The organism is Bacteroides acidifaciens, assembly GCF_903181435.1.
Taxonomy (GTDB): domain Bacteria; phylum Bacteroidota; class Bacteroidia; order Bacteroidales; family Bacteroidaceae; genus Bacteroides.
Genome location: NZ_CAEUHO010000001.1, coordinates 45510 through 61858, shown reverse-complemented (window position 1 = coordinate 61858; position 16349 = coordinate 45510). Strand labels below are relative to the sequence as shown.

Below are 16349 nucleotides of genomic sequence, written 5' to 3'. Positions count from 1 at the left end.
TCTCCTTGTCGCTCAGCCGTGGATTCCAGTTTAGCAACTTTCGCATCGGATATGTCAGTCCTATCAAATTAAAACAGCTTACATATAAGAGGACGACTTAAGTTGTCCAATCAGCCGACAGCGGTTGTCCTATTGGTCGACCTCTGTCGGCTGAATGGACAACTACCGTCGGCGGTTAGTAATTAGAAATAAAATGGTAAGCATTCGGCCTCGTGCGTGTTTGTTTCCCTTCTTTTCCTTCCTACCTTTGTGTCTTCATTACAATCTTAATCCATATATGTGTTCTGTATTAGTATTTTCTAGCGAAAGTGATAAACTACGTAGTCTTTTGTCCGAGTCTAACCATTTTGATTCGGTTCTTTTCATATTTGATGGTGGTCGTCGTTATAAAGTTTCGGCTTCCAGCCTTGGTATCCATTCCCCTCAGGACCTACTTCTCCCTTTAGGCCTTGGTCTTTTCCGTAGCAGTCCTTTCTGGGCCTATTACCTTTATCCCCAAGGTTGTAATTTCCATAAAGGCATTGACGGTCTTTGTGGCGAGGTCATCCGGCACACGGGCTCTTGCGTGTCAGAGCAGAGTTGCCATGTTTTTCTTGACCGCTCCCGTAGCAGGTTGCATATCCTTTATCGGTGCGACGACGAATACCGTTTGGAATACCGTCGTCTGAATCGCGGCTCTTTTTTCTTGAAAAAGGACGAACGGAAGAGGGATTTTCTTCAAATTTCCTGGAATCGCCTGAATGAGCTGCTTACTGTTAAAAAGTATCGGAAAACAGTTGAAAAGTAATCTCCCGTCCTACAAGCCGTTCTGCTTTATTTTCATAACTTTGTCACATAATAAAAAAGTGGATATACAGTGAAAGAACCGGTCATTACCCTTACTTTGGAAGAGTACGAAGAGCTGCGCAAGGAACGTGAACGCCTTGAAAAGGAACATGCAGAACTTCAGAGAAAATACGAATCCTCTTTGCGGGAGTATTCCCGCCAGGTCGAAGAAATCTCAGCCTGTACAGCCGTCATTGCCGACCTGAGATGGAAATTGGCTGACTTGACACGCCGTTTATGGGGTAAATCCAGTGAAAAACGCCATCTTCCCGAAGATGCTGGCCAGTTGAGCATCTGTTTTGAGTCTCCGTCCGATGTCAATGACCCGGTAGCGGAAGAACAGAAAACAGCTGAGAAATCTGCCAAATCGGAGAATGGCTACAACCGTTTCCGTAAGAGCTTCACCAAAAAGATTACCCCCCACGCCCGTAAGCCCATCGCCCCGTCCCTTCCCCGTGAAGAGATTATCATTCCCATGCCGGAGGGCCTTTCGTTGGAGGGAGCGGCGAAGCTGGGAGAGGAAGTGAGCGAACAATATGCCGTCAGTCCCGCCCGATTCTATGTGAGACGCATCATCCGCCCTAAATACCGGCTCGCCGACGGTCGTATCATAACTGCTCCCATGCCCGTAATGGCACATCCCCACAGCAATGCGTCGGAAAGTGTACTGTCACACATTGCTACCGCCAAATATTACGACCACCTGCCTCTGTACAGACAACTGGACATCTTTGAGCGTGAAGGCATCCATCTGAGTCCTTCCACTGTAAGTAACTGGATGATGGCTGCCGCACAGCGTCTGGAGCCAATCTATAATGAACTTCGTGAACTGGTCAAGGACAGCTATTACGTCATGGCCGATGAGACGCCCCATCCCGTACTTGAAAGCGACCGGCCCGGTGCTCTTCACCGCGGGTATATGTGGAACTTCTATCTGCCCCGGTTCCATACCCCATTCTTTGAATATCACAAGGGACGTGGCAGCAGCGGAATAGACACGCTGCTGGCAGGACAGGTTCGGGTGGTACAGAGTGACGGCTTTGCAGTATATGACGAGTTCGACACACTACCCGGAAAGTTGCACCTGTGCTGCTGGGCACACGTCAGGCGCAAGTTTGTGGAAGCGGAAGGAAATGACCCTCCCAGAGCAAGGCATGCACTTGAACAAATAGGCAGACTGTATGCTGTGGAGGAGAAAATCAGGATAGGACATCTGGAAGGCGGGGCTGTAGTAAGGCTTCGCCGGGAAGAATCGTACCCTATTATCAAAGGACTGGAAAAATGGTGCAGGCAGGAGTATGAACATACGGTTGAGAAATCGCCTATTGCAAAGGCCATATTCTATATGTACACACGTTTTGAACAACTGTCTGGATATGTCAACGATGCACAGTTCTGCATTGACAATAATCCGGTGGAGCGCTCTATAAGGCCATTGACTTTGAACAGAAAAAACACTCTTTTCTCCGGTTCACATGAAGCGGCACATGCAGCGGCAATATTCTTTTCACTGATGGGATGTTGCAGAGAAAATAAGGTGAACCCAAAACTATGGATGCAGGACGTGTTGATTAGGGTACAGGAGAATGAAAGAGAAAAGAAAAACGACTACGCTGATTTACTGCCATTTAATTGGAAAGGATAAACAAGAAAGATAGATAAAGTCAAAAGCCAGACAAAGCATGTCTGGCTTTTGACTTTATTATAGCTTGGAGAGAAATACGGGCGAGGCCGAATGCTTACAATAAAATATATGATAAGAATGGCAAGTTTCCACTTCTTTGCCTTCTTATCATATATCTCTGAATAATAGCCATGCCAGTTCGTTTATACCAGCATCAGAACGTTGCCGGAAGTGCCAACAACTGATACAGCAAAGTTTTTGCCATCCTGCGATGGCCTGTCGCATTAGGATGCAGCCTGTCGGTATCCGCATCATGAAAATAAATGGAGCACGAATCGTTCAGCGGGTATAATCCGCTAAGGCTATGAAGATCGATGACGGGTACTGCCCATACATTGCCAGCTTCTTTAACAGCTTGGACGTATTCATCTATATAAACGCCTATTTGATTGGCGAATCCTTCGTCGGGCTGTACATTTTCACTGCTGAAGCGGGCTTGCGCACGATGAAGCGGAGTCAGCAGAATCACTTGCTTGTCCGGATAGTTCGTCTTCAGAAAGTGAAGCACCCTGTTGATTCGCCCTTTGAACGTATCGTCTTTCAGCAATGGCATACGATATTTGCGGGAATATTCCAATTGTGTATCCGCTACTTTCGGTTTTTTACGTATAGGGTCCGTATACCACTCTCCTAACGGCACATTTGCAAAAAAGTCGTTGGTACCGGCAAAGATGACAATAGCGTCTACTGTATCCTTCTGCTCTTCCCGCAATTTATGCGCCTGCTGCAGAACTCCGTTCCATTCGTTTCCATTGATGCCATATACCAAGGGACACAAGCCGAGCCACTCTGCCAAATACTCCCAATAACACTTTGTAGTACCCACTCGTTGTTCATCCGTGATGGAATCACCCAAGAAAGCGACCCTCTTTCCTTTCCATTGATTTTCCGTTATAACGACACTTGGCGTAACGGTTCCTTTGCATTCGCCAAATGAATACGTATCTGCCGCTAAAAACAGGACAGACAACAAACAAGTCACAAATTTTCTTTTCATATACAATACAAATCAATTAGTAAACTATATTATCTACAACTTATTAGAGTGACCATAGAGAAAACTCTTTCTTCGGGATTTTTTCCCAAAGAAAGAGTTCTTCCTTTCTTGATTAAGATAGGTGATAAATAAACGCTATTTGGCGTCTTTACCCCACAGATAAATTTCAGCAAAACCTATCCAACTATTAGGATTTCCTTCCATTTCTGTAACTTCTATCATGAAATAACGCCCTTTTGCATTTTCATTATTGATTGATATTTTTTGGAAATCCGCACTGCTTTCTAATGTTATATCCGCATTATTCACCTTTGTCCATCCCTCACTCCATTTTGTTGTATCAAGAGTACCATTTCCACCATGAGTATTCCAATGCCAATCACCTTCATAGCCTTCTGTTCCTCCTAAATCTCTCAATGGTTCTCTCCATTCCCATTGGTCTGTAACATAGAAATTACATTTATACGGACCTAGGAGGTCTCTATGTTCCATAATTTCCACTCCCGTAAACACATAGTTGGCATTCTCACCAAGATCAATAACCACATAATAAGGTTTATCACATCCCCGATTACACCAATCGCTACGCCAGAATGTATTTGTATCACCATCTATAAGCTTCATAAATGAGTCATTCTCATTCTCTTCAAATTTACCGGTTACTCTCCAACCTGTACGTTCCAATCTTTTTGCTGCCGTTACAGTCAAGGTTCCCTGCAACGTACCCTCGGTCCAGTCTTCCACAATCGGATCGGATAGTGTGGCGCCACGTTCACCTACGTAAAGGTCGTAAGTATAACTTTTACCGGCTTCGGCTGGTTTGATGCCTGTAATCTTTCTTGTACCGCCAGTCGTCGTTCCTACTTCAACAAACGTTTCCGTATTGCTACCCTCGCCCGGTATTACCAAAGCGGCATACGTATCATTGCCCATTGCATAGGGTGTGATGGATTTCACGGGGCCTTCCACGTTCACCGGAGAAATGGCGGCATACTGAGAGCTGACGGTCAGTGACGTCACACTGCCCAGCCCTTCTTCTACACCGGCTATTTTGATGATAACACGTGCCATCCGACGGTTCATATTCAGTTTCAATACACCATCGGCAGGCTTTTCGGATATTTCCGTCGTACCGGTCATGTAGTCCGCATTGGTGATGTATTCGTTCGATGATTGGTCGGCAGGCAGAATGAAAGTGTTGAAAGAGACACTCGCCACTGCGGGATAATACGCATGATAAGCTACCGCTTCCGGATAAGATTCTGCCCATACCAGACCGTTTTCCCCTTCGGTTGCCCAGTTCTTGTCCGCGCCCATCGTATATAGCACAGGGAGCTCATCGCCACATCCAACCGCCAGTTTGTCACCTTGATTAAATGTCTGTTGGCTGGCATCATTCGCCCCCATAGGATTGCTACGCGTAAACAGCGAATTACCATCCACCACAGCGTTTATCAGAACCTTGTCGGCATTTGTCGCAGAGCTTTGTCCTTGCACTTCATCGTCATCGTTGCCGCAAGCTGAAAATGTAGTAAGAGCTGCAAGCAAATAAAAATATCTGAATGTTTTCATTGTATATTCTACTTAATTGAGTGACTAATTGTTATCTGCCTATTTGATTGCCTCCAGATTCGATTCAGAAGTAACCACATCCATCGTCAGAGTATAGCAAGTACCCTCCGTGAGTTGAGCTTCATCAGATTTCCATTCATAATCCGTATCACCTATATTGAAAGTAACGGTTAACGTTCCGGCATTTTGCGGCAGCAAAATACACTCGTAAGCTCCCTCCGCATTCTTGAAAGGCGTGATGCTTGCCGTGCCGGCAGAAGAAGCGGCTACTACAGCCGGTGTTGCCATCGTCAAATCGCAAGTTCCGCTTAAAATCACGCCATTCGCCTTCAGGTTGTCCACCGGTGCTGCAACTCCACCGCTAACGGGTTTGATAATCAGTTTGCACAATTTATGTTTCAATTTGATATCAAGTCTGCCATCCTCATTTTGAAGATTGACCGCTCTCTTCGCCAACAGAAAGTCTGCCGTCTTCAAAGCATCTTCCGTGCTCTGATTAGAGGGAACTTTTACTTCAAGACTTCCGTTTGTCAATTGCACGTCGTCTTTAGCAGGCGCAAAGGCACATACTGTTATATTCGGAGTATTGGGGTCCCACATCAATGCCTCGCCACTGGAAGTATTCCACCCATCATCGCCCTTTTGCATCAGAATGTTGTAGTTATACTCCGCATTTCCGGGGTTGTCGATAATCAACTGGAACTGTTCTAAGTTTTCACTGTTATAACCGGCACGCGTCTGCAAGTCGCCTACCCCCACCGAAAGTTGTATCTGACGGCTATCTGCCGTAGAATTATCGACAGACAGTCCTTCTGTCTGTGAGCAGCTTGCAAGTAGTCCAATAACCGCTGCCGACAAAAAAATCTTTTTCATATTATCTAAAAGATTAAGAAGTTTAAAAATCAATTAAAGTCCATTCGCGAAATAATAATCTGTTCAGACTTCGCTCCAAAGAATCACTTCGGGACCGACCATATATGAACGGTCCCAAAGCTGCTTTTTTCAATTAAGAGTTGTCATTCAATCTACCGTCTGAAGATCGATTTCTGCAAACTCACCCATATCCCGATCACCTCTATATGGCATTTTGATAATGAAATACCGACCTTTCACGCTACTGTCCAAATCAAAATATTCATATTCGGGGTGATGCAGGCTCTTCATCTCTGTTACCTTGCCCACAGGCACCCAGTTGGTTTGACTCTCCCAGTTAGTATCTGTTTTCCATCCATATTCATTCCAGTCGACATCTCCGTCTTCTTTTCCTTCCCAGAATTTCTCATGGTCAAAATTCCACCAAGTTCTGGAATCGGAACTAACATAAAACTCAAGTTGATAATTGTGTCTATCCTGTTGACCCTCATTATCTATATGCATAAATCCGATTCTACTGAAAGCATGCTCTTCCTTTGTATCTATAACCAAGACAGGAGGAATATCTCTTGCGTTAGGACCATCCCAATGGCTTGCCCAAAATGTTTTAGGATCACCATCCAAAAGATGTTTGAATTTACCACCATTATTCCATCTTCTTTCTTCATATTTACCTGTAACCTCCCAGTCACTGCTATGATGAATAACCATTACATGTATATTTTTCTCCGGTGAAGAAGCAACAGGATCACTACTCATACGAATCGGAAGTACATAATCCCCCCATTCCAGTTTTTCACCGGTAAAGGTTATAAACAAGTCTGCGGTCTTTTCTCCCTTGCGCAACTGTATATTTTCAGAGAACTCATAACATTCTACCGGCAATAGCCTATACGTAGGATACATTGCAGCCGCATATTCTTCATCAACCTCAAATGTGCATGTAAGTCCCCACTGGTTTTCAGCATCAATACCAAACTCAACCGAATTGACGCGAGGAGTGCCATTCTCATACTGTACAATCCGTTCGACAGCACTATTGAAACCTACAGACGGACTAACGACGTTGATTTTCATGAATATCTCATTTTTTGCAGCATTCACCAGGTCGCTCTCACTACGTAAACATATGGGTAATACCCATGTAGAATTGGGGGCAGTGTTTATTTCATCCTCAATGACTTTGGGTGCCATAGACACAGTAACCTGTTTGTAGAACTCTTCCGTTGCAAAATCCAAATGCGAGTTGTCAATGGAATAGCCTTTGGTAAGTACCTTGTAATTGGTCCCTTCGGGAATGCTGTATTTTTGGTCTACCTCTGCCTGTGTCAGCGTATGGATGTCGCAAGCAGCCGGCTGCGCCATAAAGTCCTTACCGCCAAGATTGACAGAGAAAGAATATGTACTCTTCTCATCAGCATTGTATAAAGTGATTTCAGGGGTTCCGTATTCTTTTATATACAACACTTTATTATACTCCTCAGGAACCAAATTGTCCAATTCATATTTATCTTGCTCGCAAGCCGCCAGCAAGGCGAGCATACTTGCAATTCCTATAAACTTAGTTTTCATAATGTATTCTTTTATTTATTAATAACCGGGTGACTGCACTAACTGCGGATTACTGTATATTTCCGTGTCATCCGATGGAAGTAAATACAAACGATTATACCATCTCAATGGTTGTTCCGCTAATATCGGTTTATTAAATTCCTCAAAAGTAGGATCTACCTTGTTGTTGTTCAAAACATAAATTTTACCGGCACCTGATACTTGAGGAGCGATTGTCCAGCGACGCATATCGTAGTAACGATGTCCTTCCTTAAACAATTCAACAAAACGTTCGTTACGAATCAAATCAACTACACTCATATTCATCCTTGGCATATCCGCCTCTTCCAAATCATCAAAACCGGCACGTCTGCGTACGAAATTGAGTTGTTTCAAGGCCTCCTTATTATTCCCTAATGCCGCATAACATTCGGCAAGATTCAAATATAGTTCCGCCATACGGACAAACGGCAACCGAGTAGGAGTTCCCGTCACTTTGTTCGTCTTGTCATACTTGATATCGGGTGTCATAAACTTCTTCGTCATAAATCCTGTTCCGGTATAGTTACGGTCATTAAGCACATATCCATTCGTAGCACTATTCTTCAGATTAAGCCAAAGTGGTTCTCCATCACGTATATTCGTAGCATACTGACAGCCATCAAAAGCAATCCACGCATAATAACGAGCTTCCCGACCGGCATTAAACTTGATAATGTCATTCTTTACGTCTTCCTTATCAATATCATCTCTCTCTAAAGCCGGACTTGAAGTACCCTCATAAAAGCGGGTATACCACTCGCTTTTATGATAGAAATCATTATCATCAGCAGGCAATTTCCCATTTTCCGTATAAAAACGCTGTACAGTGTTCAACGTCGGCGCATTAAAAGACCAACCACTCATTGAATGCCATGTAGTTCCGTTCGTCTTGATAATCTTTCTGGGGGCTTGCGAAATTACAGGCCAATAGTCCGTCGGTCCCATACGCTTCGTGTTCACTCCCCAAATAAGTTCGTTGTTTCCGTCGCTTTCGTTCGAAGCAACCAAATACTGGAACATACGAACACGTTCTTTAAATAACTCATTCTCCGGTGTATCTTCTTCTTTGCCGGGTATAAAAGGCAATGAAACTTTTTGTTTTTCAGCTATCGAATTGGCGGTTTCTATATCAAACAATTTATAACCCGCCTTATCGGCAGCTGCGAAAGCCTCCTGACATGCAGTCAACGCAGTTTCCCATTTTTTTCGTTCATATTGCGAACTTACCAGTTCATTTCCATATCCCGGAGTCTCGTATTTGCTGTTTTTCCAGCTCTTATCGTAGAACGAGCCATTCCATAAAGGAGAAGCGGCATAGAGTAATATACGGGCTTTAATGCACTTGCAAATAGTGGCATCAGCACGTCCCGCATCACTAAGTTCCCGTTTATCGGGAAGCAGATTGGCAGCCTGGTCAAGCTTTTTAGCAATGTATTCCACACAAGCATCATAGTGCGAACGTCCCGGCATCTCATTCTTAGTTATGTTAGGGTCCATCATTTCCGAAACGATAGGAATGGGGCCGTAAGTATTCAGCAATCGGAAATGGTAATATGCATCCAAAAAGTAACACTCGCCTTTGTATTCGTCTTTATCATCTTCTGTCACTCCGACCGGATTTAAGATATCAATCTGTTGTAGAAAACGATGTACTTGCCCTAATGCAGAATACCATGTATACCACATTCCGATACCATCTGTTGTATTAGCCGTACCAAACTGAATTTTCTGGCATTGCCCTGACCACGTCAGTGGATAAAGTGTCTCGTCCGAACCATTTTCAAGATAATTGATATTATATGTATGAAACTCCAGTATTGGAGCATAACAGGAAAATAAAAATCCCAGTGTTGCAGCTTTGTCTGTCATCGTATCTTCCATATCCGGTTGTGCTGGCGGAATGACATCCAAGTAATTGCATGAGGAAAAACAGGCCAGGCAGGTTATACCGACAAAACCTGATTTTATAAATCGATTGGTATACTTTAAAATGTTCATATCTGAATTATTTTTATGAATTGTACAGTGTTAGAATGTAAGTTGTACTCCAAGATTGAAAGTACGTTGCAATGGGTAGGCATTCCATGCAAGCTCCGGATCCCACAATTTGAATGGGCTGAACACTGCAAGATTGTCTCCATTGAAATAAACACGGCAATGAGGGAATCTATAACCGAATTCCAGTGTCTTGAACCGTAAGAAATTAGCATTGCGCATCCAGAAGGAACTCTTCACAATATTATTCTGAATGTCACTGATGGTTGTTCCCAAGCGGGGATAAACCGCATTTGGATTCGGATTATCTACCGACCAGTGCCCATCGGCAATCCATTGCATCAAGTTGGTCGGCAGAGTTTGCCCCGAATGTCCGTCACCTCCTCCGCTTTGGAAAGGAGCATATCCCTCATTAATCATAATCTTACGTTTGGCAGAACCATTGAAGAATACGCCAAAATCAAACTTCTTATAAGTTAGATTTAAGCCAAAACCGTATTGAATATTGGGAATGTCTGCATAGGGAGAAAGCATTACTTGGTCTTGTTCCGTGATTTGTCCGTCACCGTTAATATCCCGATACTTGATATCACCCGGACGCAGGTTGTTACCTCCCAATTGTGACTGGTCAGCCCAGTTGTCTATCTCTTCCTGACTGCTGAATAAACCGTCGGCTAAATATCCGGTTAGTGTATTCAACGGTTTGCCAGTTTTCGTCTGCCATACATACGGATAGTCCGGTTCGTCGGCATATTCATATTTATTACGGTTGAAAGTAAAGTTTCCGCGGAAATCAACAAACCAGTTCTTACCGAATTGTTTATTCCAATTCAGGCTTATTTCCACACCTTTGTTGATTACTTCACCGATATTACTCCAAGGCGCATACCCTCCATATCCCAATAAGCTGGGGAAAGAAGCACGCTTCATCAGAATTCGGTCACGGTGGTCATAAAAATAATCAAACGTAAGATTCACTTGATCGAAAAATGAAATGTCAACTCCGACATTTAGTTTCTTCACACGCTCCCAACCCGCATTCTGTATGGCAAGAGTTTTGAATTCAGGTCCTTCACGGACAATCGTACTACCCGGCATACCGGTAGAGTATATTAATTTCTTGTCGTGAAACTCTTTTGCATCAGCATTAGGAGAGAAATTAATCTGATTGTAATAGAGGAAGTGAGGAGCATCCTTGTGGAACTGGTCGCTACCAACCAAACCGTAAGAACCTCTAACTTTCAAATGATTGATAGTCTTTGAAACCGGTTCCCAGAAATCTTCGTTACTTACCACCCATCCGAGAGACACGGCAGGGAAAAACTCGAATCGTGTGCCTGAAGCCAGACGTTCGGAACCGTTATATCCGAAGTTGAACTCTACAAGATATTTATTGGCATAGTCATAAGTGATACGGCCTGAATAACCTTGGTTACGATTAGGAAGTATGGAATTGCGATATTCACGCATCATGTACATTGCCATGGCGGTAAAGTTATGATATCCGAAACTACGTTTCCAGTCCAACCGTGCATCCAAATAGAAAGTCTGATCCTGTTCTTTTTTGTGATCGGACTCTTCAATAAAATATTTTCCGGTTTTCAATGTTTCCAAATCATACTCATTTGTTTCCGGATCGAAAGAGTTCGCTTTCATCTGATAATAGAAAGGGTCGATAGAACGTTTATATTTGGAGTATGAATAATTTTTAAAGTTAACCAATACCTTCGCGCTCAGTCCTTCAGTGATGAAATCTAATTTCTGGGCCACATTCAAAGAAGTGTTCATTGTATTATAATTGACTTCTTGAAACGACTTCAACATATTGGCATATGGGTTCTCACCATATACTCCCGGGATTAATACTACATTACCGAAACGAATATGACCTTTGTCCCCCTCTTGTGCCGGAAAAGCAGCAGGAAACGATACGGGATTGGTGGCCATCACACTTTTATACATATCAGCAGTAGAATACTCCGGACCATTACGATGTCCCATTTGTGTCATGATACGCAGGTCTACTGTTGTTGTATTGGATAATTTGTAGGAGATATTGTTCTGAAAATTATATTCCCACGTGTTGAAGTTAGTGTCATAGAAATAGTTCTTTGGCGTATTCATCAAACCTGTATCGTGGTTGGCCTGCAAGCTTAGGAAGTAGGTAACTCTTGAACCACCCCCCTGTACATTAACATTAGCACGTTGGTTAAAATTTCCTTTTTTAAATATAGTATCATACCAGTCCACGTTTGGATATGCGTACGGATTGATTCCATCTGCAGTGTATTGAATTTGGTCGGCATTATAAACGTCATCATAATCACGTGCCTGACGGGCTTCGTTAAACTTGCGCATGTAAGTAGGACCGTCTGCAAACTCAATACGATTCATTGGCTGGAAATAAGAAGCTTCCAACGACACGTTCACGGTTGCTTTCGTATTTTCAGAACCGCTTTTCGTTGTCACCAACATGACACCATTCGCACCCCGGTTACCATAAATAGCCGTTGCAGATGCATCTTTCAGTATGGTGAAACTTTCAATTGTTTCTGCCGGAATCGTGTTCAAGTCGCCGGATGAGATTTCCACTCCATTGAGCAAAATCAAAGGTGTGGCTACGCCACCGAACGTATTGATACCACGAATATAGAAATCGGAAGCTGCTCCCGGTTCACCACTATTCGTTTTTGCAACCACACCAGACAATTTACCGGCAAGGTTGTTGGTCAATGAAGAAGACGGAGCTTTCAGGACAGTACCTTTCACGCTGGCAATAGAACCTGTCACTGAGACTTTCTTCTGCGTACCGGCACCGATAATCACAACTTCATCCAATACTTCATTATCCGACACCATTTTAATCTGGATAACGCCCAAATCACCTACTATTACCGTCTGGCTCTTATAACCGATATAAGAACATTCCAATTCCGTTTTGTTAGTCACCTCTAATTTGAATTTACCATCAAGGTCGGTAATAGTACCTCGGTCACTACCTTTAACGCGGATATTAACCCCTACCAGTGACTCGCCACTGGTAGCATCAATCACAGTTCCATATAAAGTGCGTTTCAATGGAGCTTTGTTTTGCAAAACCTCTTGCACAGGAATACCACTATTCTCAGCCACGGCATCCAACGGATAACTGCCGAGAATACAAGCAAACAATGGCAAGGCAACCACCATTCTTTGCTTCTTTTTCAATGAATTTAAATCCATACTGAAAATTATTAAAGTTAACAATAGTTTTTTGATCATTTTATTTCATATAAAACCTGTCCGGTTCACGTCATTTAATCTGATCGAAAAAATATTTTGATAAATAATTAATTTACTCAATCACTCCCACATATCCTCCGTTGCGAACCATCTTCAACGTCAATGTAGAAGTAGAGCGAATCTCTGACTCCCACCTTATGTAATCCATCGCCGAACGGTCGGCATTCATGCCGTCGGCAAAGCCGGTCAGATGAAAATCCCTATTAGGAGAAAGGAAATCGAGGTTGACCGTGACAGTACGCGGCTCACCATTCGTAATAGCCCCCACGAACCACTTATCTCCACTCCGACGGGCAATGACTATATATTCGCCCAACTTGGCATCCAAAACTCTCGTCTCATCCCATACCACAGGAACACTGGCTATGAAATCCGTACAGGGACGTTCGCGATAATACAACGTAGGACTGTCCGCCAACATTTGCAGCCCGCTTTCAAATACTACATACAGTGCCATCTGATAGGCACGTGTCCCCGAAGCGGCAGGATTCCCATGCGTCCATATATCAAAATGGTTTTCTTCTGGATGAACATTATTCATGGCTCCCGGAGTAAAATCCATCGGTCCTACAGTGTTACGGATGAAAGGCAGCCAAATGCTGTTCGCAGGATCGCAACGCTTGCCCATCTCCATACCTACCACTCCTTCGTACGAAAGCACATTGGGGTAACGGCACTCCAGTCCGGCAGGCTTGAAAGAACCATGGAAATCGATTACGAGTTTGTGTTTGGCTGCTTCTTTAGCTACACGCTCATAGAAATTCACCATCCACTGGTCGCTGCGTTCCATAAAATCTATCTTTAATCCTGCTACTCCCCATTCGGCATACTTGGCGAACAATTGGTCAAAATGTTTTTCTACTGTAAGCCAACTCAGCCAAAGCAGAATCTTCACATTATGCTCTTTGGCATAGCGGATAACTTCCGGCAGATCGATTTCCGGATGAGGAGTCCAAGGATCACTGGCGGCTGCCATCCAAGCACCGTCCATCAATGTATATTCCAACCCCAACTCCGCTGCAAAGTCTATATAATATTTATAAGTCTGCGTATTGGCACCCACTCTGAAATCTACATCATAAATACGGGGATTCCACCATTCCCAACTTGATTTACCAGGTTTTACCCAACTATAATCGGCAAGTTCACAGGGTGCTGAGAGTTTATATACCATTTCATTCTCAACCAATACCTTTTCGTTTTTCGCAATCACGAAGAAACGCCAGGGGAAACTTCTTTTTCCTGACGTCCGGGCAATATACGAGGCTTCTTCCAAAATTCTGAATTTGTAATCATTATCGTCCTCGAAACGGACAGGACATTTGGGAAACAAGGCATACATTCCATTGTTACCTGTACTTTTCAGAAACATACAGGGATAATCGATAAGGTCGGCTTCCGATATCAGAATCTTACAACCAACGGGCGTTTCAAGCAATGCCGGCAAATAAGCCATGATATCATCCGTCCGGTAACTTTCCGTCTGCATACAGGTGTAAACAGACTCATAAGAAGTGGAGAAAGCATGTGCTTCGCCCAAACAGGCACGATAATCAGTAGGAAAGTTGATATTGAAATCTTCTCCGACTACTTCTATCGGACTTTTTCTATCAGTAATGAAACGATAGGCTACACCGTCATCAAAAACCCGAAATTCTACAGTATAATCTCCTGCCATATTCATGCGCAAATAATTATAATGATTGCGCACCGTTTCATTTTTCAGGGGAATCTCCCGCTTCCTGCTTTCATCCACCGTGCCTTTCCGCACTTTTCTCAGCACAGGTTTTACTCCCAATGTACCATCGGAAAGGGTCATCCCCATCGTACACCTATCTAATAATATATCATCACCGGTAAAGACTGAATAATAAATCTTATCTTTCAGCTCGATGCTGACTTTTACAGTACTATCGGGAGAATATACGTTCAGTACTTTCCCGTAGACAGCACCGCTGACTGCAAGTTGAATGAGCACACCTATCGCTCCAATGAGGATCTTCTTCATTTTATCGAAATTTTCATCAACATAACTTAATTTTAATGTTTGCAAAATACGATATTTAAATTTGCAAGATAGGCGATTATTTTACCTAAAAAAGACAAAATTCTGCCTTTTGTATATTCTCCGCTATACTCAGCTATACTCAAAATTCCCCTTCACAAGCCTTCCACCCCTACTCTTATCTGCAAATCTGTTTGGCAGAATTTTAGCCTTTATAGGCAAAATTTTAGCCTTTATAATCCTAGGCAATTTATACATTTGCACATTATTATATTTATAAAATTGCAAATTTCTTATGAGAACAATCACAAAAAACACATGGAGAAATTTCTGTATGGCGGCAGCTATGACAGCAATTTACTCATGTACCCCGTCCACTCAAAAAGTAGACGGACAAACAGAAAAACAAGATGACTATTATGTGGCAGCTTATATCTGGCCGTCATGCCACAACGACCCTATGGGACAAGACACTCTATGGGGAGAAGGCATCGGTGAATGGGAAGTCATCAAAAAAGGTAATCCCCGTTTCGAAGGACACTACCAGCCGAAGGTACCTTTGTGGGGATATGAAATGGATGATGACACACAAGTCATGGAGAAATGGATTGATGTGGCAACCGCCCATGGCATCAATATGTTTATCTTCGACTGGTACTGGTATGATGGACAGCCTTTTCTGGAAAGCACCGTCAACAACGGATTCCTGAAAGCCAAGAACAATGAGAAAATGAAATTCTACCTGATGTGGGCCAATCACCACGTGGCACACAATTATTGGAATGTACACCGATACAAGGATGACAAATCGCGTTTATGGAACGGTACGGTAGACTGGGATAACTTCAAAATCATCGTAGAACGGGTGATACGCCAATATTTCCACAAGCCAAACTATTTCAAGATAGACGGTTGCCCGGTATTTTCCATTTTCGGTTACTACGAATTGCGCGAGAACTTCGGTGATGCCAAAGGAGTGAAGAAGGCGATGGATTACTTCAGAGAAGAGGTGAAAAAAGCCGGATTCCCGGATTTACATCTCCAGCTTATCGGTGATGGTTTCCCCTTCCCCGAATTTATGGAAATGGTGGCTACGGTAGGCGTCAACAGTGTAACAAAATACAACTGGGGATGGCCTTTCGAAGAAGACTATATATCATGGGGAACAAAAGCCATGCAACGCCGGGAACAGTGGACGCAAGCACTGGATTCGCTCGGAGTTCCTTTCTTCCCGAATGCATCTATCGGTTGGGATGATTCCCCCCGGTTCCCGAACAAAAAAGCCGATGAAATCGTGCATTATAACGATTCGCCCGAAAGTTTTGCTGCTTTCTTGCAAAAGACGAAAGAGTACGTAGACCAACGCCCTGGACGTCCCAAACTGATTACAATCAACTCTTGGAACGAATGGGTGGAAGGCAGCTATCTCCTGCCCGATATGAAGAACGGTTTCGGTTATCTGAACGCCGTAAAACGAGTGATGAACGGTGAATATGAGAATTTTGGAAATAAAAACTAATCAG

Annotated in this window: 10 protein-coding genes; 3 read left to right on the top strand and 7 right to left on the bottom strand. The window is 43.4% G+C overall.

The window, feature by feature from the left end:
- Positions 1–277: 277 nt before the first annotated feature.
- On the top strand, positions 278–787 hold the full coding sequence (gene tnpB / locus CLIN57ABFB40_RS00215) for an IS66 family insertion sequence element accessory protein TnpB (protein ID WP_175628388.1): 510 nt from the start codon (positions 278–280) through the stop codon (positions 785–787).
- Between the two features lie 69 nt (positions 788–856).
- Entirely contained in the window at positions 857–2470 is a 1614-nt protein-coding gene (tnpC, locus tag CLIN57ABFB40_RS00210; RefSeq protein ID WP_175628387.1) for an IS66 family transposase, read from the top strand.
- 193 nt (positions 2471–2663) lie between these two features.
- Here the strand turns inward: tnpC and CLIN57ABFB40_RS00205 are convergent, their stop codons facing one another.
- The 7 genes from CLIN57ABFB40_RS00205 to CLIN57ABFB40_RS00175 all read right to left on the bottom strand — a co-directional run bounded on the left by CLIN57ABFB40_RS00205 (position 2664) and on the right by CLIN57ABFB40_RS00175 (position 14829).
- The gene (locus CLIN57ABFB40_RS00205) at positions 2664–3506 is read right to left on the bottom strand and encodes an SGNH/GDSL hydrolase family protein (protein ID WP_175628386.1); all 843 of its coding nucleotides are present in this window, start codon (positions 3504–3506) and stop codon (positions 2664–2666) included.
- 135 nt (positions 3507–3641) lie between these two features.
- Positions 3642–5078, bottom strand: coding sequence for a fimbrillin family protein (locus CLIN57ABFB40_RS00200; RefSeq protein ID WP_175628385.1), 1437 nt, complete (start codon positions 5076–5078; stop codon positions 3642–3644).
- Between the two features lie 39 nt (positions 5079–5117).
- Complete coding sequence (locus CLIN57ABFB40_RS00195; RefSeq protein ID WP_175628384.1) at positions 5118–5951, bottom strand: fimbrillin family protein; 834 nt, start codon at positions 5949–5951, stop codon at positions 5118–5120.
- 147 nt (positions 5952–6098) lie between these two features.
- Positions 6099–7523, bottom strand: coding sequence for a DUF1735 domain-containing protein (locus CLIN57ABFB40_RS00190; RefSeq protein WP_175628383.1), 1425 nt, complete (start codon positions 7521–7523; stop codon positions 6099–6101).
- Between the two features lie 18 nt (positions 7524–7541).
- On the bottom strand, positions 7542–9542 hold the full coding sequence (locus CLIN57ABFB40_RS00185) for a RagB/SusD family nutrient uptake outer membrane protein (RefSeq protein ID WP_175628382.1): 2001 nt from the start codon (positions 9540–9542) through the stop codon (positions 7542–7544).
- A gap of 30 nt (positions 9543–9572) precedes the next feature.
- Positions 9573–12761, bottom strand: coding sequence for a SusC/RagA family TonB-linked outer membrane protein (locus tag CLIN57ABFB40_RS00180; protein WP_175628381.1), 3189 nt, complete (start codon positions 12759–12761; stop codon positions 9573–9575).
- A gap of 112 nt (positions 12762–12873) precedes the next feature.
- Positions 12874–14829: a glycoside hydrolase family 97 protein gene (locus CLIN57ABFB40_RS00175; protein ID WP_175628380.1), complete on the bottom strand. Its 1956-nt coding sequence runs from the start codon at positions 14827–14829 to the stop codon at positions 12874–12876.
- Between the two features lie 292 nt (positions 14830–15121).
- Here CLIN57ABFB40_RS00175 and CLIN57ABFB40_RS00170 point away from each other — a divergent pair, with 292 nt between their 5' ends.
- The gene (locus tag CLIN57ABFB40_RS00170; RefSeq protein WP_175628379.1) at positions 15122–16345 is read left to right on the top strand and encodes a glycoside hydrolase family 99-like domain-containing protein; all 1224 of its coding nucleotides are present in this window, start codon (positions 15122–15124) and stop codon (positions 16343–16345) included.
- Positions 16346–16349: the final 4 nt, after the last annotated feature.